The organism is bacterium, assembly GCA_035307765.1.
In the GTDB taxonomy this organism is placed as follows: Bacteria; Sysuimicrobiota; Sysuimicrobiia; order Sysuimicrobiales; family Segetimicrobiaceae; genus Segetimicrobium.
In genome coordinates this window covers 114993-133947 of sequence record DATGHU010000044.1, presented here as the reverse complement: position 1 = coordinate 133947, position 18955 = coordinate 114993, and the positions used below count along the sequence as shown (strand labels likewise).

General features: G+C 67.6%; 15 protein-coding genes. 14 read left to right on the top strand and 1 reads right to left on the bottom strand.

Features of this window, described 5'->3' with window-relative positions:
• Positions 1–70: 70 nt before the first annotated feature.
• From dnaK to dnaB, 14 genes are all read left to right on the top strand, one after another.
• Positions 71–1984 (top strand): molecular chaperone DnaK, encoded by a 1914-nt coding sequence (gene dnaK, locus VKV57_15310; GenBank protein HLW61270.1) that lies wholly within the window; start codon positions 71–73, stop codon positions 1982–1984.
• Between the two features lie 47 nt (positions 1985–2031).
• Positions 2032–2643 (top strand): nucleotide exchange factor GrpE, encoded by a 612-nt coding sequence (locus tag VKV57_15305; protein HLW61269.1) that lies wholly within the window; start codon positions 2032–2034, stop codon positions 2641–2643.
• 34 nt (positions 2644–2677) lie between these two features.
• A complete protein-coding gene (locus tag VKV57_15300) occupies positions 2678–3667 on the top strand; it encodes a DnaJ C-terminal domain-containing protein (GenBank protein HLW61268.1) in 990 nt (329 codons plus the stop codon).
• A gap of 23 nt (positions 3668–3690) precedes the next feature.
• Complete coding sequence (clpB, locus tag VKV57_15295; protein ID HLW61267.1) at positions 3691–6327, top strand: ATP-dependent chaperone ClpB; 2637 nt, start codon at positions 3691–3693, stop codon at positions 6325–6327.
• Positions 6312–7805, top strand: a complete 1494-nt coding sequence (locus VKV57_15290) for a fused MFS/spermidine synthase (GenBank protein ID HLW61266.1) — start codon at positions 6312–6314, stop codon at positions 7803–7805. The genes clpB and VKV57_15290 overlap by 16 nt, the downstream gene beginning before the upstream one ends.
• 7 nt (positions 7806–7812) lie before the next feature.
• The gene (locus tag VKV57_15285) at positions 7813–8055 is read left to right on the top strand and encodes a DUF951 domain-containing protein (GenBank protein HLW61265.1); all 243 of its coding nucleotides are present in this window, start codon (positions 7813–7815) and stop codon (positions 8053–8055) included.
• 177 nt (positions 8056–8232) lie between these two features.
• Positions 8233–10494 carry a diguanylate cyclase gene (locus VKV57_15280; GenBank protein HLW61264.1) on the top strand — a complete coding sequence of 754 codons (2262 nt, stop codon included), beginning with the start codon at positions 8233–8235 and terminating at the stop codon, positions 10492–10494.
• 63 nt (positions 10495–10557) lie between these two features.
• On the top strand, positions 10558–11655 hold the full coding sequence (gene ychF / locus VKV57_15275; protein HLW61263.1) for a redox-regulated ATPase YchF: 1098 nt from the start codon (positions 10558–10560) through the stop codon (positions 11653–11655).
• A gap of 243 nt (positions 11656–11898) precedes the next feature.
• On the top strand, positions 11899–12330 hold the full coding sequence (rpsF, locus tag VKV57_15270; GenBank protein HLW61262.1) for a 30S ribosomal protein S6: 432 nt from the start codon (positions 11899–11901) through the stop codon (positions 12328–12330).
• Positions 12323–12736 carry a single-stranded DNA-binding protein gene (ssb, locus tag VKV57_15265; protein ID HLW61261.1) on the top strand — a complete coding sequence of 138 codons (414 nt, stop codon included), beginning with the start codon at positions 12323–12325 and terminating at the stop codon, positions 12734–12736. The genes rpsF and ssb overlap by 8 nt, the downstream gene beginning before the upstream one ends.
• Positions 12737–12789: 53 nt before the next feature.
• Positions 12790–13050, top strand: a complete 261-nt coding sequence (gene rpsR / locus VKV57_15260; protein ID HLW61260.1) for a 30S ribosomal protein S18 — start codon at positions 12790–12792, stop codon at positions 13048–13050.
• A 39-nt stretch (positions 13051–13089) separates the two neighbouring features.
• Positions 13090–14175, top strand: coding sequence for a DUF2232 domain-containing protein (locus tag VKV57_15255; protein ID HLW61259.1), 1086 nt, complete (start codon positions 13090–13092; stop codon positions 14173–14175).
• Complete coding sequence (gene rplI / locus VKV57_15250; GenBank protein HLW61258.1) at positions 14172–14618, top strand: 50S ribosomal protein L9; 447 nt, start codon at positions 14172–14174, stop codon at positions 14616–14618. Before VKV57_15255 ends, rplI begins: the two co-directional genes overlap by 4 nt.
• Positions 14619–14837: 219 nt before the next feature.
• Positions 14838–17930: a replicative DNA helicase gene (dnaB, locus tag VKV57_15245; protein HLW61257.1), complete on the top strand. Its 3093-nt coding sequence runs from the start codon at positions 14838–14840 to the stop codon at positions 17928–17930.
• A gap of 33 nt (positions 17931–17963) precedes the next feature.
• Here dnaB and VKV57_15240 read toward each other — a convergent pair whose 3' ends face one another.
• On the bottom strand, positions 17964–18953 hold the full coding sequence (locus VKV57_15240) for a DMT family transporter (protein HLW61256.1): 990 nt from the start codon (positions 18951–18953) through the stop codon (positions 17964–17966).
• Positions 18954–18955 lie beyond the last annotated feature (2 nt).

Below are 18955 nucleotides of genomic sequence, written 5' to 3'. Positions count from 1 at the left end.
GCTCGGGCTCATCCCCGGGCGCCGGCCGACACCGTGACGCGGCGCCAGGCCGCCGCCGGGAGGAACGGGTATGCCGAAGGTTGTGGGAATCGATCTAGGGACGACCAACTCTGTCATCGCGGTGATGATCGGCGGCGAGCCGACCGTGATCCCCAACTCCGAAGGGAGCCGCCTCACGCCGTCTGTGGTTGGCTTCACCAAAGCCGGGGAGCGACTGGTCGGTCAGATGGCCCGCCGGCAGGCGATCCTCAACCCGGAGAACACCGTCTACTCCATCAAGCGGTTCATGGGACGGCGTTTCAGCGAGGTGGAGAGCGAGCGGAAGATCGTGCCGTACAAGGTCGAGGAAGGGAAAACCGGGACGGCCGTCGTTCACATCCCGGCGGCGGGAAAGACGTTCACGCCCGAAGAGATCTCCGCGATGATCCTGCAAAAGCTCAAGACCGACGCGGAAGCCTACCTCGGCGAAAAGGTCGAGCAGGCGGTGATCACCGTTCCTGCCTACTTTAACGATGCACAGCGCACCGCCACCCGCAACGCCGGGGAGATCGCCGGCCTCAAGGTTTTGCGGATCATCAACGAGCCGACGGCGTCATCCCTCGCCTACGGGCGCGCGCTGGAGCAGAAACACGCCAAAACGATCCTCGTGTTTGATCTCGGCGGCGGAACCTTCGACGTCTCGATCCTCGAGATCGGGGACGGCGTCTACGAGGTCAAAGCCACGAACGGCGACACCCATCTCGGCGGGGACGATTTCGACGAGCGGATCGTCAACTGGCTGGCCGACGAGTTCAAGAAGCAGCAGGGGATCGATCTCCGAGCGGACCGCCAGGCCCTCCAACGGTTGCGTGAAGCAGCGGAGCGGGCGAAGATCGAGCTCAGCACGGTCGTTCAAACCTCGATCAACCTCCCGTTCATTACGGCGGACGCCACCGGCCCCAAGCACCTGGATATGGTGCTGAGCCGGGCGAAGTTCGATGAGTTGACGGCCGACCTGGTGGAGCGCTGCATCGGCCCCTTCAAGCAGGCGCTGGGCGACGCGAAACTGACCGAGCGGGACCTCAACGAGGTGATCCTGGTCGGCGGCGCGACGCGGATGCCGAGTGTCCAGGAACTGGTCCGCCGGTTGACCGGCACGGAGCCCAACAAGGAGGTTCACCCGGACGAGGTCGTCGCCATGGGGGCGGCGATCCAGGCCGGCGTCCTCGCCGGCGAGGTGCGGGAGGTCGTGCTCCTCGACGTCACGCCGCTCTCGCTGGGCATCGAGACGCTTGGTGGGGTGAACACGATCCTCATTCCGCGGAACACGACGATCCCCACGCGCAAGGCGGAGTCGTTCAGCACGGCGGAGGATGGACAGACGGCGGTCGACGTCCACGTCCTGCAGGGGGAGCGGCCGATGGCTCGCGACAACCGCACGCTGGGCAAGTTTCTGCTCGACGGCATCCCACCCGCCCCCCGCGGCGTGCCGCAGATCGAGGTCACGTTCGACATCGACGCGAATGGGATCCTCAGCGTCGCGGCCAAGGACAAGGCCACCAGTCGCGAGCAGTCGATCAAGATCACCGGGACGGGCACGCTGGACAAAGGGGAAGTGGATCGACTGGTCAAGGAGGCGGAAGCGCACGCGACCGAAGATCAGAAGCAGCGCGACGCCGCAGAGATCAAGAACCGCGGGGACAGCCTGGCCTACCAGACCGAGCGAATGCTCAAAGAGGTCGGCGACAAAGTTTCCGCGGAGGATCGGGCAAAGGTCGAAGCTTCGCTCGCCGAGCTCAAGGAAGCGCTGAAGTCCGGCGACGGCGAGCGGATCAAGCGCTCTACCGAGGGCCTCCAACAGGCCAGCTACAAGCTCGGCGAGGAGATGTATAAGCGCACCACCGCGGGGGCGGGCGCCGGTGAGGCGAAGGCGGAGTCCGCCGACGGCAGCAAGGGGAGCGAGGACGTCATCGACGCCGAGTTCAAACCGTCCGACAAAGCCTAGCGGTCCGCCACGGACACAGCAAGGCGCGAGCAGACCGAGGTGTGAAGATGAGCACGGAACACGGAGGCGAGCGTCCAGAGGGGGACGAAGCGGCGGGCGAGGCGGGGGAACACCGCCAACCGGCGGACTCCGGCGCGCTCAGCGCGGACGGCCCGGAGGACCTCACGATCGACGAACTCAGGGCAAAGCTCCGGCAGGCGCGGGAGGATACCCAGAGGAACTGGCAGCACTTCCTCCACTCCGCCGCCGATCTGGAAAACTATAAGAAGCAGGCCGCGAGGGACCGGCAGGACGCGGTGGAGCGGACTCGTCGGCAGATGCTCAGCTTGGTGCTGGGGGTGCTCGACAACCTCGAGCGGGCGCTGGCATTCGGCGACGTAGGGGGGGGATCCGGCAAGGCGCTGGTCGATGGCCTGCGGATGACCCATCGTCAGATCCTGAGCCAGCTCGAGGCCGTGGGCGTCCGCCCCATGGAGGCGGTGGGCAGGCCGTTCGACCCGAAGTTCCACGAGGCGGTGGGGGTCGTCCCGCCGCAGGCCTCCGGCCCCTCCAGCGGGACGGTGGCGAATGAGGTCCTCAAAGGCTACCTGCTCAACGACGACATCCTCAGGCCGGCGAAGGTCACCGTGGTCGGCGGGAGTGAGCGCCCCGCGCCGTAGCGGCCGAGAACGACGGGCGGAGCAGACGAACGCGATGGAGTTCAAGGACTACTACAACATCCTCGAGGTCGAACGCACCGCCGACCAAAAGGCGATCAGTCAGGCCTTTCGAAAGCTGGCGCGCCGGCTCCACCCGGACGTCAATCCGGGGGACAAACAGGCGGAGGCGCGCTTCAAAGAAGTGAACGAAGCCTATCAAGTCCTGAATGATCCCGAGCGCCGGGCGAAGTACGATCAACTCCTCGACCTCCGGCAGCGGGGGGGCGGATGGGAAGACCTGCTGCACCGCGGAAGGGGATCGTCGGGCGACGGGACCTATACCGTGTACGGCTCCCCTGAGGACCTCGGGTCCTTCAGCGACTTTTTCCGGCAACTCTTTGGGGAGTTTGGGGGCGGGGGGCTCGCGGAGCACCTTGGCCGCGGCGGCCAGGGGCGCTCGAGGCGGGGCGGGGTCCGGGGTGAGGAATTCGCCCGCCGCCGCGGGGGAGGGGCCGGTCCGCAGACCGGCGGCCAGGACGTGGAGGGCACGGTCGAGATCACCTTGGAGGACGCCTACCGCGGCACGGCGCGCACCGTCACGATCCCCGCGGGCGGCGGGCGAGAGCACCGCAGCATCGAGGTCACGATCCCCAAGGGCGTGCGAAGCGGCCAGCGCATCCGTGTGGCAGGTCAGGGGCAGGGCGGTGATCTGTATCTCTTGGTGCAGATCGCCCAGCATCCGACCTTCACGCGCCAAGACGACGACGTGCTGTGCGAGGTGGCCGTCCCGGTATGGACGGCGGCGCTCGGTGGAACCATCGAAGCGCCGACACTTGGCGGGCCCGTGACGGTGACGATCCCTCCGGGGACCCGGGATGCTCGAACGTTCCGGCTCCGGGAGCGGGGGCTGCCTCACCTGCGGGGAACGGGGGCGGGTGACGAACTGGTCAAGGTCCGCCTCTCGCTACCCGAGCCACTCTCCCCGCGCGATCGCGAACTGCTGGAGGAGATGCGGCGGCTGCACGAGGTCCGTGCCAATTCATAGACGACGAGGGTACGCCGATGGCGATGCGGTTTGACCGGTTCACGGAGAAGGCACAAGAGGCGATCGTCCAGGCTCAAACGCTGGCCAAAGAACAGCACCACGGCCAGCTGGAAGCGGAGGATCTCCTCCTCGCGCTCCTCAGCCAGCCCGACGGGATCCCCGTCTCCGTGCTCGGCCGGATCGGCGTGGGCGTCGAGGCGCTGCGGAACCAGCTCGAGCAGGCGCTCGCGCGGCAGCCCAAAGTCTACGGACCCGAGGAGCCGGCGGCCGGCCCGGGCTTCCGGCGGGCGCTGGAGACCGCTCAGGCAGAAGCCCAGCGCCTCAAAGATGAGTACGTCAGCACCGAACATCTCCTGCTCGCCGTCGCCAGCGACCGCGGCACGGCCGCGGGCCGTCTCCTCGCCGCCTCCGGCGTCGATCGGGAAAAGCTCTACGCCGCGCTGCAGACGATCCGCGGCGGCCAGCGGGTCACCGACGCGTCACCGGAATCCAAGTATCAGGCGCTGGAGCGGTACGGGCGGGACCTCACCCAGATGGCCCGGGAGGGCAAGCTCGACCCGGTCATCGGCCGCGACGAGGAAGTCCGCCGCGTCGTTCAGGTACTCGCCCGCCGGACCAAGAACAACCCCGTGCTCATCGGGGACCCCGGGGTCGGCAAGACCGCGATCGTGGAAGGGCTGGCTCAACGGATCGTGCGCGGCGACGTCCCCGAGGGACTCCGCCGCAAGCGGGTGGTGGCGCTTGATCTTGGCGCGCTCATCGCAGGAACGAAGTTCCGCGGAGAGTTCGAGGACCGCCTCAAGGCGGTATTGCGCGAGATCGCCGAGTCGGCGGGGGAGGTCATTCTGTTCATCGACGAACTGCACACGGTCGTGGGCGCCGGCGCAGCGGAAGGGGCGATGGACGCCAGCAACATGCTCAAGCCCATGCTCGCGCGGGGTGAGCTGCACGCGATCGGCGCGACGACGCTCGACGAGTACCGCAAGCACATCGAGAAGGACCCGGCGCTCGAACGCCGGTTTCAGCCCGTCATGGTGGGGGAGCCCAGCGTCGAGGAGACGATCTCGATCCTGCGGGGCCTCAAGGAAAAGTACGAGGTCCACCACGGCGTTCGGATCACCGACAACGCGGTGATCGCGGCGGCCACCCTCTCGGACCGGTACATCAGCGATCGCTTTCTGCCCGACAAGGCCATCGATCTGATCGACGAGGCGGCGAGTCGACTGCGGATGGAGATCGACAGCAAGCCCGCCCCGCTTGATGAGGCGGACCGTCGGATCATGCAGCTCGAGATCGAGCGGGAAGCGCTGCGCAAGGAGACCGATCCGGCCTCCCGTGAGCGGCTGGACCGGATCGAGCGCGAGATCGCAAACCTGAAGGAGCAGAGCCAGGCCCTGCGGACGCGGTGGGACCGGGAGAAAGCGGTGATCGCCGAGCTCAGGGCCACCCGGACGAAGATCGATGAGACCCGCGGGGAAATCGAGAAGGCGGAGCGGGCGGCCGACCTCGAGCGCGTCGCCCGGCTTCGCTACGGGACGCTCCGCGACCTGGAGCAGCAGCTCAACGCCGCGCAGACCCGCCTGGAGTCCCTGGGCGAGGGCCGGCTCCTCAAAGAGGAGGTCGACTCGGAGGATGTCGCCGACGTCGTCAGCCGCTGGACCGGAATCCCCGTGACGCGCCTCATGGAGGGCGAGATGCAGAAGCTCCTCCACCTCGAGGACCGGCTGCACGAGCGGTTGGTCGGGCAGGACGACGCGGTCCGGGCCGTGGCGGACGCGATCCGCCGGTCCCGGGCGGGCCTGGCCGATCCGAAGCGCCCCGTGGGGTCGTTCCTCTTCCTCGGCCCGACCGGGGTCGGCAAGACCGAGCTGGCCCGGGCGCTCGCCGCCCTGCTCTTCGACGACGAGGAGGCGATGGTACGCCTCGACATGTCCGAGTACATGGAGAAGCATACCACCAGCCGGCTCATCGGCGCCCCGCCTGGCTACATCGGGTACGATGAGGGCGGCCAGCTCACCGAAGCGGTGCGCCGCCGCCCCTACCGCGTGGTCCTCTTTGACGAAATCGAGAAGGCCCACGCCGACGTCTTCAACGTGCTGCTGCAGATCCTCGAGGACGGACGGCTGACCGACGGACAAGGGCGCACCGTCGACTTCCGCCATACGATCATCATCATGACCAGCAACCTCGGCAGCCAGTACCTCCGCAATCTGGACCCGGCGGACCAGCCGGCGTTCGAGCTGGTGCGGGTGCAGATCCAGGAGGAACTCCGGCGGACGCTTCGACCCGAGTTTCTGAACCGGATCGATGAGATCATCGTCTTCCGTCCGCTGAGCCGCGAGGATCTCGTGCGGATCGTGGACCTGCAGTTGGGCGCCTTGGCGGCGCGCCTCGCCGAGCGCCGAGTGCAGCTTGAAGTCACAAAGGAGGCGAAAGCCTACCTGGCCCGCGAGGGCTACAGTCCCGACTTCGGCGCGCGCCCGCTGCGACGGCTCATCCAGCGCACCGTGGAGAACGCGATCAGCCGCGCCCTCCTGGCCGGCGAGATCCGAGAGGGGGAGACGGTCGTCGTCGAGGCGAAGGCCGGCGAGATCGTGGTGCGCGGCGCCGCCGCGGCCCCGGTGCGGCGGGGGAGAGGGGCCGGATCATCCTTGAGCTGATCGTCTTCATCAGCGGGGGGATCCTCCTCGCCCTTGAGATCGTCGCGAGTCGGATCATCGCCCCCTACTTCGGGAACTCGGTGTACGTCTGGGGCAGCCTGATCGGGGTCTTCCTCGCCGCGCTCAGCCTCGGGTACTTTCTCGGCGGCCGGATCAGCACACGGTGGCCGCATCGGGGCCCGTTCCTGGCGCTCGTCTTCGCCGCGGGGGCGGCGACATTCCCGATCCCACACTTCGCGGGCGCGGTCCTCGGCCAGATCGCGGCCCACGACTACGGGCCCCGCGGCAACCCCCTGCTCGGCAGCGCGGCGCTCTTCTTCATCCCCGCCGCGCTGATGGCCACGGTCTCGCCGTACGCGGTCCGGCTCAAGGCCCAGTCGGTTGAAGGGGTGGGAAACGTCGCGGGGATGCTCTACGCGCTGAGCACGCTGGGGAGCATCGCCGGAACGCTGCTGGCCGCGTTCGTGCTGATCTCCGTCTTCGGGGTCCGCACGATCGTCCAAATCCTGGGGATGACCGAGATGGGGCTGGCCGTCCTGGGGGTAATTTGGGCCCGCGGGGGACTCGCCGCCGGAGGCGCCGCGGTCGTCGCGGCGGGCCTGCTGACGGTCGCGGGGGGCGTACCGCCGAGCGCAAGCGGCACGGTCTTCACCCAGGACACGGTGTACCACCGCATCACGGTGTCGGATGAGGGGGCCATCCGCTACCTCAAGCTGGACAATTACTGGCAGAGCGCGCGCGATCGGGACGCCCCGCTGCGCACAGTCTTCCCCTACACCGATTATCTCCATCTTCCCGTCCTGTTCGCCCCCCGCTTCCACCGGGTGCTTTTTGTGGGCATGGGAGGAGGCACGGCCCCCAGCCGGTTTCACCGCGATTACCCGACCGCGATGATCGAGGTCGTGGAGCTCGACCCCGCGGTCGTCGCCACGTCGCGGCGGTTCTTCGCCGTCCCGGACGACGAGCGCCTCCGGGTGCATGTGATGGACGGTCGTCTCTGGCTGCGGCGCGCGACCGAGCGGTACGACATCATCATCCTGGACGCGTACCTCATCGACACCATCCCCTTCCACCTCGCCACGCGCGAGTTCTACCAGGAGGCCGCCGCCCGGTTGACCCCCCACGGCGCGGTGGCAAGCAACGTGATCGGGGCGGTCCGCGGACCGGACAGCCGGTTGTTCCGGGCGATCTACAAGACGTTTCGCTCGGTGTTCCCGAGCGTCTATGTTTTTCCCGTGGGCGGCGGCGCGCCGGAATCGCTTCGCAACATCATCCTGGTGGGGACCGCAGCGCCCCCGCTCAACCGCCGAGAGGTCTTGGCGGAAGCCGAGACGGCGGCGCGGACGGGGCGGATCCGGATCGAGGGAATCGTCCAAGACGCGGCCGACCTGTTAGACGCCCCGATCGACACCGGCGACGTCCCCCTGCTGACGGATGACTATGCCCCCACCGACACCCTGATCCCGTCGATCCGGTGACGACCCCGTGCCGGTGCTGAAACTGTACCTCGGCGACGTTGTCCGCACGCGAAAGACCCACCCTTGCGGGAGCGACCAGTGGGAGATCGTGCGTCTGGGAGCGGACATCGGCATCCGGTGCCTCGGCTGCGGCCGGCGGGTTCTGATGCCCCGGCCCAAGTTGGAGCGGCGGATCAAGGAGTTCGTGCGCCGCGGCCAGGCCGACATCCCCCCGGCGGAGCCAGCCCCCCCGCCCCGGCCCGAAATCTAACCCGCCCCACCGGCCCCGGCCTCCCACCGGGTGTGCCCCTTAGCCGCCAAGGCGTCCGGGGCCGCACACCCTCCGCTCCCGCCTCGGGAACCGCCTGTCTAGGCCTCGCTCAACGGGGGCATACATTCCTGAACAGAGTCAGAATACAGCAGCGTGCATTCCGGGAGCCCACCCGAATTGGCAGACCGCCTACGTACCCTCGGCCGTGTGATCATCATCTGGGGCTCGCCGGTCTTCGGGGGGATGGCGCTGCTGGAGGCCCTGCGCGGGGCGCCGCTCGGCTCCCCCGGGATCCTCGTCATCTTCGCGTTCCTGGCCATTCTGATGGAATGGCTGTCCATCCCCCTGCCCCAGGCCGGCTATCAGACCTTCGGCCCCGTCGTGACGCTGCCGGCGATCCTGATCATCGGCCCGGGCCCGGCGGCACTCATCGCGGGGATCGGGATGGCGGTCGGCAACGGCGTCCTGCGGCGCCGATCGCTGGAGAAGACCGCGTTCAATGCGGGGCAGCGCACGCTCACCGTGCTCCTGACCGGGTTGACGTGGAACATGATCCAGTCGGGTGCCCCCTCCCTCCGCCTCCCGGATCTTTCGCGGGCCAGCGAGGCCATTCTCCCGGCAGTCATCGGAAGCATTGTGGTCTACGTCCTGGCAACGTCCGTCCAGGTCAGCGCCTCGCTTGCCGTCAATCGCCGGGAACCGTTCTGGCGGATTTTGACCGGCAACATGCTGATCCGCGTGAGCGCCACCGCGGTGCTCGGAGCATCCGGCCTGGTCATCACCCTCCTGTTTTTGGGTGCGGGGGCGCGGGCGCCGGAGATCGGGTACGTCCTCATCCCCGCGATCATCGCGGAGATCGTCCTCCTCTTGTACGCCTCCCGCACCCAGATCACGCACGAACTCGTCGGTGTGCACCGCGCGGTGACCGCCCTGCTCCAGACGCTCGACCTCGACGAGCTGCTCAATCGGCTGGCCGACAACGTGGAGCGGATTACCAAGCCCGACATGCTGTGGATCATCCTCCGAGGGCCGTCCGGGGATGACGTCGTCCTAGCCCGCACCCCAGGGATCGACCCCGCCCTGCTCAGGCCCGAGCCGGGGGAGCTCGACCGAGGCGCGACGGGATGGGTATTGGCGCAGCGTCGGCCGGTGCGAATCGCCAACTACGAGCGCGATCCGCGACGGGCACCGCGCAGCGCGGAGATCTTCGGGTCAGGGCGGGTGCGTTCCGCCATCTTCGTGCCGCTTCTCGCGGGATCCGAACCTGTCGGGATCCTCGCCGCGACCAAACCGATCCCCGACTATTTTACCGAACACCAGGAGCGCGCCGTAGCCCTGCTGGCCGCGCAGGCCGCGCTGGTGGTCAACAACGCCCGCCTCTATCAGGAATCGCAGCAAACGCTGGCCCGCGTCAAAGCCTTGACGGCGCAGAACGTCCAGCTGCTGGAAGAAGCCGAGCGGAAAGCCCATCAGCTTGCGCTGCTGAACCGAGCGGTGACCCGGGTGGCCAGCTCGCTGCGGCCCACCGAGCTCCTCGACACGCTGGTTGAAGAACTGCATACGACGCTCAACTACGCGCTGGCGACGGTCCGGCTGTTGGACGGCGGGCACCTCCGGCTGATGGCCCACCGGGGCTACACCAACGCAGATGATCTCGTGCCCACCACACGGGGGGTGATTGGACGAGTCGCCCGCACCGGTAAGGCGGTTCTGGTCACCGACGTCGCCGGCGACCCCGACTATGTGGCGACGGATCCCCGGGTGACACAGGAAGCCTGCGCGCCCATCGTGAGCAACGACGACGTCATCGGCGTGATCGATGTGGAAGCGATAGAGCCGACGTTGAACCAGGCGGATCTGGATCTTCTCACCACCCTCGCCGGGTACGCGTCGGTCGCCATCGGCAAGGCCCAGCTGTACGAGCAAACGCAGGCGCTCGCCACCACCGATGGCCTCACCGGGTTGCTCAACTACCGCGCCTTCTGGCAAGCCCTGGAACGCGAACTCGAACGCTCGATGCGCTACGGAATCCCCCTCGCCCTCATCATGATCGAGATCGATAAGTTCAAGCGCTACAACGATACGTACGGGCACCTCCGCGGCGACGAGGTCATCCGACTCGTTGCCCAAGTCCTCCGCCAGGAACACCGCGCCCAGATCGATCTCGTGGCCCGCTACGGCGGGGATGAGTTTATGATCCTCCTCCCCCACACCACCAAACCCATTGCCGCCGAGATCGCCGAGCGCATTCGGAACGCCGTCGACAGCACCCCCCTCATCAGCGACCGCGAGGTCGCTTCGGTTACCCTCAGCCTCGGCGTCGCCGGATATCCCGCGGACGGCAAGAGCACCGACACGCTCGTCGAGGCCGTTGACCGCTCCATGTATCGGGCCAAAGAGGGCGGCGGAAACGCGGTCGCTTTGGCGAAGTCCTCCTAGTCGGGCACTGACTCCCCACCACGGCGGTGGGGCAGGCCCGAGTGGTCCACCGGGAGGCCCGCCGTGCCCCTGACCTGCGGTCTTGTCGGACTGCCCAATGCGGGGAAGTCCACATTGTTTCGCGCGATCACCGCCGCCCAGGCGGAGATCGCCCCCTACGCGTTTACCACGATCACCCCAAACGTCGGCGTGGTCCGGGTCCCCGATCCTCGCCTCGAGGCGATCGCGGAGATCACCCACCCCAAGCGGGTGGTGCCGGCGACGCTGGAACTGGTCGACATCGCGGGCCTCGTCCGAAACGCGCACAAGGGGGAGGGCCTGGGGAATCAATTCTTGGGCCGGATCCGGGAGGTCGACGCCCTCCTCCACGTCGTCCGCTGCTTCCGAGGAGATGTGGGCCACGTGGAAGTCGGGGTGGACCCCCTCCGCGACATCGGCATCGTGGAGACCGAACTCCTGCTGGCCGATCTGGCCACCGTCGAGCGTGCCCGCGCGGAGGCGATTCCCCGGGCGCGCACGGGCGACCGGGCGGCGCGGCAGGCGGACGCCGCCCTCTCGCAACTCGAGGCACACCTCGCCGCGGGACGGGCCGCCAAGATCGTCTCCCGACCCGCGGGGGACGAGTCGATGGCGCGGGCGGCCGGCCCGCTGCGCCTCCTGACCGGGCGCCCCGTCCTCTACGTCGCCAACCTCGATGAGGGAGAGGTGGCGAACAGTCCGTGTCTGGACGCGATCTCCCGCCACGCTGCGGACGCGGGCGCTGTGGCCCTGGGCCTGTGCGCCAAACTCGAACTGGAGCTCGCCGATCTGCCGGAGGCGGAGGCGGCCGAGTTCCTTGCTGCGGTCGGGCTCAACGAGCGCGGCCTCCCGCGGCTGATCCGGGCGTGCGAGTCGCTCCTCGACCTCTGCACTTTCTTCTCGATCGCCTCGAGCGAGGTCCGAGCCTGGCACGTGCCGGCCGGCACGCGCGCCCCCGCAGCGGCGGGACGCATCCATACCGATATGGAGCGGGGGTTCATCAGGGCTGAAGTCGTCGCCTATCGGGATCTCTCCGCGCTCGGATCGGTCGCTGCCGCTCGTGAGCGCGGGATGGTCCGTCTCGAGGGCAGGGACTACGAAATCCAGGACGGAGACATTGTGACGTTTCGATTCGCCGTGTAGCGCATGCGCCGGGCCGCCCGCATCGCCAATTTCCCTTGTGAACCCCTCCCGCGCATGGTACAATTTGTGCGTTCGCAGCGAACTGAAGATGGAAACGGTCGCGCCGCGCGATCGGATCCTTCCTGCCCTGCGTGACCCCCGGAAGCACCGCGCCGAGGACCACCGCGAAGGGCCGCCCGGGAGCATGGTCCCAATCGGGACCGAGGAGTCCCGGTTGCAGTCCAGAGGAAGGGAGCGTGCCAAGTGGGCACTTACGAGATCGTCGCTGTTCTTCGACCCGACCTCGATGAAGAGGGGTTGGGCGCCGCCCTGGAGCGGGTGAGCCAACGGGTCGCCGAACACGGGGGCACGCTCGTCAGCCTCGACCGCTGGGGCAAGCGCAGGCTCGCCTATCCCATCAAGAAACACCGCGACGGCTTCTACGCGTTGTTCGTATTCTCGCTCGATGCGGATCGAATTGGAACGCTCCGGCAAACACTTGGGCTGCACGAGGACGTGCTCAGGTTCGCCTTCTCCGCGCATCACCCCAAGCCGACCCCGGCGGCGCCCGCCCCCGCGGCGGCGCCGACCCCGACGCCGGCAGCCGCCCCCGTGCCAACAGCCGCCCCTGCCGCGGCACCGACTTCGCCGAGCGCTCCGGCTTCGGTCCCTTCGCCGGACACCCCACATGTATAACCGGATCATCCTGATCGGGCGGCTCACGCGCGATCCCGAGCTCCGCTACGTACCGAGTGGCGCCCCGGTCGCCAGTTTCACGCTGGCGGTGGACCGACCGTTCCGGGACCAGCAGGGGAATCGCGAAACGGACTTCATCGACATCGTCGCGTGGCGAAAGCTGGCCGAGCAGGTGAGTCAGTATATGGCCAAGGGCCGAATGGTGGCCGTCGAGGGCCGGCTCCAGATCCGCTCCTACGAAACGCAGGACGGCCAGAAGCGCAAGGTCGCCGAGGTCGTCGCGGACGGCGTGAGGTTTTTGGACCGCGGCCGGCCGAGCACCGCGGAGACCGCCGCCCCGGCGGTGGCGCAGAGCGCCACGGACGAACCCGCCCAGGGCGGTACGGACGAGGACGTGCCATTTTAGCGCCCAGGCGCAGCAGCGATTAGGGGCGATCCGGCAAGTACGGGAGGACACGCATGCCAGAGGGAAGGGACAAAGACGCACGACCGCGCCGCGATTACCGGCGCCGACCGAAGCGCAAAGTCTGCTCATTCTGCACGGAAAAAGCCACGCACATTGACTACAAAGATATTCCGCGACTGCGCCGGTTCGTTACCGAGCGCGGCAAGATCCTACCGCGGCGGGTCTCGGGGAACTGCGCCCGGCACCAGCGTGTGTTGGCGGTCGCGATCAAGCGGGCCCGCGAGCTCGCCCTCCTTCCCTACACGGGCGAATAGCCGCCACGCGTCCCGCTCTTCGGGGCGTGGGATCATCCGGTGAGAGCCGTGTTGGGTACGCCTGCGGGACGTCGCCCGACTCGCGGGCTGACCGAGGGCGCCATCCTTGCTGCGCTGAGCGCGGTCGCGGCAGCGGTCGGTCTGGTCGCGCCATTCGTCGGCGTCCTCCTCGCGCCCATCCCGGTCATGCTGCTCGTGATTCGCTGGGGGCTCCGGACCGCGGTGCTCGCCGCGGTCGTCGCCGGCCTGATCCTGCTGCAGTTCGTCGGCCCGCTCAACGCCCTCTCCATCACGGGCGTTTTCGCGCCGCTCGGGCTGGCGCTGGGTTGGGGGGTGCGACGCAGGATCGGCGCACAACTGACCGTGCTCGTCGGGGCGGCGGCGTTTCTCGCGTCGTCAATCGCAGCGGTGGGGTTGACGATGACCGTGCTCCACCAAGACGTGCTCGACCAGTTCATCCAGACCCAGGTGCAGGGCATGCAGATGGCGGTCTCCCTTCAACAGCGCCTGGGCGCCCCGCCGCAGCAGGTCGAGCAGCTGCGCGCCCTCGTCGATGCCACGTGCGGCGAGCACCACTGTGATCCCGCGGCCTTCCCTCAACTGATCCGGACGCTCCTCCCGGTCATGCTGGCCCTAGGGGCGCTCCTCTGGGCCTACCTATGCTACGCGCTGGCTCGGTCGGTTCTCCGCCGGATCGGCCACGAGATCCCGGGGGTCCCCGCCATCCTCACCTGGCGCCTGTCGGCGCCGCTCGCCGCGGCGATGCTCTGGACCTTCTGCGCTTTGTCGGTGGCCAGCCATTGGGTCGCGGCGCTCAACGGTGCGGTGTGGAACGCCATGATCCTTACGCTGTTCGTCTTCGGCTTTCAAGGAGCGCTGGTGGGGATCACCTGGATGAACACCCGACAGATCCCCCGGATCGCACAGATCCTGGTCCTGGTGCTGCTCTTTACCGCGGGGCTCCTGCCGCAACTCGCGCTGGCGATGGTCGGCATCCTCGATACGTGGCATGACTATCGCCATCTCGCGCGGTCACCCCACTGCGAAGGCCCGGACACCCGCGTCGAGACGTCCCTGCCGCCCGCAGAGACCCCACCCCAGGCGAAGGCGGCCCATCCGCAGTGAAGGTCATCCTCCTTCAGGACGTGCCCTCGCTCGGCCGGACGGGCGAGATCCGCGAGGTGAAAGAGGGGTATGCCCACCACTTCCTGCTGCCTCGCGGCCTGGCGGCGCTGGCGACCGAGGCAAACCTCCAGAATCTCCAGAAGACCCGGACGGCGGCGCAAGAGCGCGACACCCGGATCCTCCAGCAGACGGCGGCCCTTAAAGCTCAGCTCGAAGCGTTGGTGATCGAGGTACCGGCGAAGGCCGGGGAGGGCGGACGGCTCTTCGGCTCGGTGACGGCCCAGGACATCGCGGCGGCGATCCTCCGTAAGGGGATCGAGATCTCCAAGAAGCAGGTGGAGATCCCCGAGCCCATCAAGGTCACAGGCTTCTATCGAATCCCCGTTCATATCCACCCCAAGATCAGTGCCTTGGTCGAGGTGAACGTGGTGGGGACCGCCTGAGCCGCCGCCATCCCCAGCTTACGCACATCCTCCACACCGATTCCCCGCCCTCCACAAGAAAAAACCGATGAATCCCCAGGTAGTCCTGAAGGGAATCCACAACGTTCATCTCGCATTGAGGAGATTCGTTCCATGATGACGGTTGGGCAAAGGGGCATTGACAATACCGAACATATGTTTGTATAATGGCCTCGACGACCCCCACGGAGGCCCCCACAGGTGAGCATCACCCGGCCAGTCGAACCGCGCATCCCCCCTCAGAATTTGGACGCCGAGCAGAGCGTGCTCGGCTCAATGATGCTCGATCGCGATGCGATCGCACGTGTGGTTGAGGCGCTCCGGCCGGAAGATTTCTACCGCGACCTGCATCGGACGATCTACACGGCGATTCTGGACCTCTTTGAGCGCGGCGAACCGGTCGACCTCATTACCGTAACCAACAAGCTCGCCAGCATGGGCAAGCTGGAAGACATCGGGGGCGCCACTTATCTCACCTCCCTGCCGAACACGGTGCCCACGTCCGCCAACGTCGAATTCTACGCCGGGATCGTCCTGGAAAAGGCCATGCTGCGCGCTCTCATCACCGCGGGCACGCAGATCGCCTCGCTCGGATACGACGGCGCAGACGATGTGTCGGACCTCATCGACCAGGCAGAGAAGCTCGTCTACGGCATCGCCGCGCGCCGCAACATTCAGGATTTCCAAACGATCAAGGAGATCCTCAAAGCGAGCTTCGAGAAAATCGACCAGCGCTACCGGGAGAAGGGGACCGTCACCGGGGTCGCGACAGGCTTTTCGGACTTCGATATGCTGACCTCCGGGCTCCAACCGGCCGACATGGTCATCGTGGCGGCCAGGCCGAGCGTCGGGAAATGCCTCAGTGCCGATTCGGAGATCCTGCTCGAGGACGGCAGCCTGGCCACCATCGAGGAAATCTACCGACGGCGCGAAGGACGGCTCATGACGCTCGGAGGCGATGGGAAGTTCAGATGGACCGAGCCGTCGGCGTTTGTCGACGACGGAGTCAAACCGGTGTTTCGGGTAACAACATACCTCGGCCGGGCGGTCGAGTGCACCGCCGCCCACCCGTTCCTGACGCCCGCGGGCTGGCTCCCCCTGTCCGCCCTCCGTGCCGGAGAGCGCGTCGCCGTGCCGAGCAAGGTCGATACCTTCGGCAGTCGCCCGCTCCGCGAGTGTGAGGTCAAGCTGCTTGCGTACTTCGCCGGGGGCGGGCGCGCCAGCGGGAACGCCCTGCCCGCCAACGCCGACGCCAGGATCGTCCGGGACTTCGAGGCGGCGGTCCGGGCGTTGAAAACTGTCCGAGGGCGCGATCGGGAGCTCATCGTCAGCTCCGCCTGGATCCGACGCTCGGTGGGTCACTCGATGCCAGGCGGCGGGAACACCCAAGGCGTTCTGGCTCATTGGCTCATCGAACACACGGCGCGGGGCAACGACGCGCACCGCCGGTCGACTCCGCCGGCGGTGTTCACCCTGCCGCGCTCGCAACTCGCGCTGTTTCTGAACCGCCTCTTCGCCACCAACGGATGGGTAGGGATCACAGCGGGCCAGTCGGCGCACATCGGGTATTCGACCCCCAGCGAGCGGATGGGGAAACAGGTCCAGCACCTCTTGCTCCGCTTCGGGATCATCTCGCGACTGCGGAAACGCGCCGTCGCGCACCCCGGGGCACGCCGTTCGTCCTGGCGGCTCCAGATAGCCGATCCGCGAGCCGTCCGGGCCTTTGCGCGCGACATCGGGATCTTTGGGAAGGAGGGGCAGATCGAAAAGGTGCGCGCCCTCCCCGACGCCCCCGACCGCACGTCGAGCCCCGATCCTGGTGCCGTGTCCGGCCGCCCTGGCGTCCGGGCGGCGATGCCGAAAGATCCAGAACGCCTCCCGGCCGGCGATGTCTGCTGGGACGAGATCACGTCGATCGGGTGGGTCGGACCGAAACAGGTCTATGATCTCACCATCCCCCAAACGCACAACTTTGTGGCCAACGACATCTGCGTCCACAACACCACGTTGGCGCTCAACATTTCACAACATGCCGCGCTCACCCACAAGATCCCGGTCGCGATTTTCAGCCTCGAAACCAGCAAGGAACAGCTCGTGCAACGAATTCTCTGCTCCGAGGCTCGGGTGGACAACACCAAGCTCCGCACGGGGTATCTCGCCGACGAGGACTGGCGGAAGCTCGCCCGGGCGATGGGCAACCTCAGCGAGGCGCCGATCTTCATCGACGATTCGGCGAGCCTTTCGGTCATGGAGATGCGGGCCAAGGCCCGGAAGTTGAAAGCGGAGCACGGGCTGGGGCTGATCGTGATCGACTACATCCAGTTGATCCAGTCTTACAAGCATACCGAGAACCGCACTCAGGAGCTGAGCGAGATCGCCCGGGGCATCAAGTCGCTCGCCAAGGAGCTCGACATCCCCATCATCGCGGTCTCCCAGCTCAGCCGGGCCGTGGAGACCCTGGGATCAAAACGGCCGATGCTCAGCCACCTGCGAGAATGCGTGACGGGGAATACGCCCGTGTGGCTCGCCGATGGGCGGCGGGTGCCAATTCGGGATCTCGTTGGGACCACACCGTCCGTGCTCGCCCTATCGCCCGAAGGGCGCGTTCTCCCCGCGCGGGCCGATCTCGTTTGGGCCGTGGGGCCCCGGCCTCTCTTTGAGGTCCGGTTGGCGAGCGGCCGTTCCATCCGCGCCACCCCGATGCATCGCCTGTACGGCACCGCGGGATGGGTCCGCGTCAAGGACTTGATCGTCGGCGACCGGCTTGGGATCGCTCGAACCCACCCCGGTCTCGTGGCGGCGGGCCACAAGCAAAGAGCGACCGCGGCGGTCCCGCGCCGCCTGCCGGCCGCCACATCCGGGACGGACCCGGGAGCGTCTCCCCACCGAGGCCTCCTCCCGCCCCGCGACGCCGTCCCGGCGCCTGCAAGCCTCCGGGACGAGGCGATCCCGTCCCCCGACGCGACCGCCAACCTGTCCTGGGACGGCGTGGTGGCCGTTGAGCCGGCCGGGGTAGAGGAAGTGTTCGATCTTACCGTGCCGGGGCCGGCGTCGTGGTTGGCGGACGGGATAGTGAGTCACAATTCCGGAGAAATCGAGCAGGTCTCGGACCTCGTCATGTTCCTGTACCGCGAGGACTACTACGACGTCGACAAAGCCCAGAAGGAGAACAAAGAGAACGTCTGCGAAATCATCATCGCCAAACACCGCAACGGTCCGATCGGCAGCATAGAACTCTTCTTCCACAAGGAGTTCAGCCGGTTCGAGAACCTGGCCAAGCGGCGCGGAACGTGATGCGGCGGCGTGTCCGCGCGCGATCGGCCGGCCTCACGGCGAAGCCACCGGTCCATCCGCCGCGCCGTCCTGCCGGTGCGCCAGCCACAGCCCCAAGGCCACACTGACCAGCCCCACCACGAACAGCGCGGTGATCTTTTCTGCGAGGAACAGAGCCCCCATTCCCGTCGCGGTAATGGGACTGAGCGCCAGAAACACGGTGACCCTGGTCGGTGTCGCGTGATTCAGCGCCCACAGCCAGAGGTAGTACCCGATGCCGCTGCTGACCCCGATGAAGCCGACCGCCAGCCACCCGCCCGTGGTCAAGCGCGGCGGTGAACTGAAAAACCCCTCCCCCCCGGCGAGGAAGGCGAGAAAGACAACCGAAGCGAGCATGGCAAACGCACTCACCGACAGTGTCGGATATTTTCGCAGGTAGGGACGGTACAAGACGCTGCAGACCGCCCCGCTCGCGGCACTCGCGAACACAGCAGCGTCACCAATCCACTCGGCGGCGCCCCCCGCCCCAGCAACGGCCCGCTCCCCCAGCGCGAACCCGACCCCGGCGAGGGTCAAGAGAACTCCCAGGGACTTCGTCCAGGTCACCCGCTCGTGCCCCCACGCGGCCGCCAGCACCATCGTCAGCAACGGCATCGTGGCGAAGATCAGAGCGGCGCGAGCGGAGGAGATGAACTGCAACGCGTAATTCAACAGCGTGACTAAGATCCCGAACTGCGTGATCCCGAGCAGCGCGATCGGCAGCAGATCGCGTCGTTCGAAGCGTGCGCGGGGGGACACGAGCACGACGGGCAGCAGGCAGCAGAACCCGATGAGATACCGCAACAGGGCCAGGGAGGCCGGGCTCGATTGGCCGATGACGAACCGCGTGGCGACGATCCCGGAACCGACCAGGATGCCGGTGGCGGCCGCCGCCGCCGCCGGCACCCGCGTCAGCGAGGGGCGCGGCGCGGGAGCAGCGCCGTCAGCGATGTGGCCGGGGGGGACAGGCATCGACCGCGCGGGGTGCGCAGGCGGTCTGCACACCG

Excerpts from the sequence above, each read along its gene's own strand:
- VKV57_15300 (HLW61268.1), top strand. The coding sequence starts at position 2,678 with ATGGAGTTCAAGGACTACTACAACATCCTCGAGGTCGAACGCACCGCC.
- ssb (HLW61261.1), top strand. The coding sequence starts at position 12,323 with ATGTATAACCGGATCATCCTGATCGGGCGGCTCACGCGCGATCCCGAG.
- VKV57_15305 (HLW61269.1), top strand. The coding sequence starts at position 2,032 with ATGAGCACGGAACACGGAGGCGAGCGTCCAGAGGGGGACGAAGCGGCG.
- dnaK (HLW61270.1), top strand. The coding sequence starts at position 71 with ATGCCGAAGGTTGTGGGAATCGATCTAGGGACGACCAACTCTGTCATC.
- clpB (HLW61267.1), top strand. The coding sequence starts at position 3,691 with ATGCGGTTTGACCGGTTCACGGAGAAGGCACAAGAGGCGATCGTCCAG.
- rpsR (HLW61260.1), top strand. The coding sequence starts at position 12,790 with ATGCCAGAGGGAAGGGACAAAGACGCACGACCGCGCCGCGATTACCGG.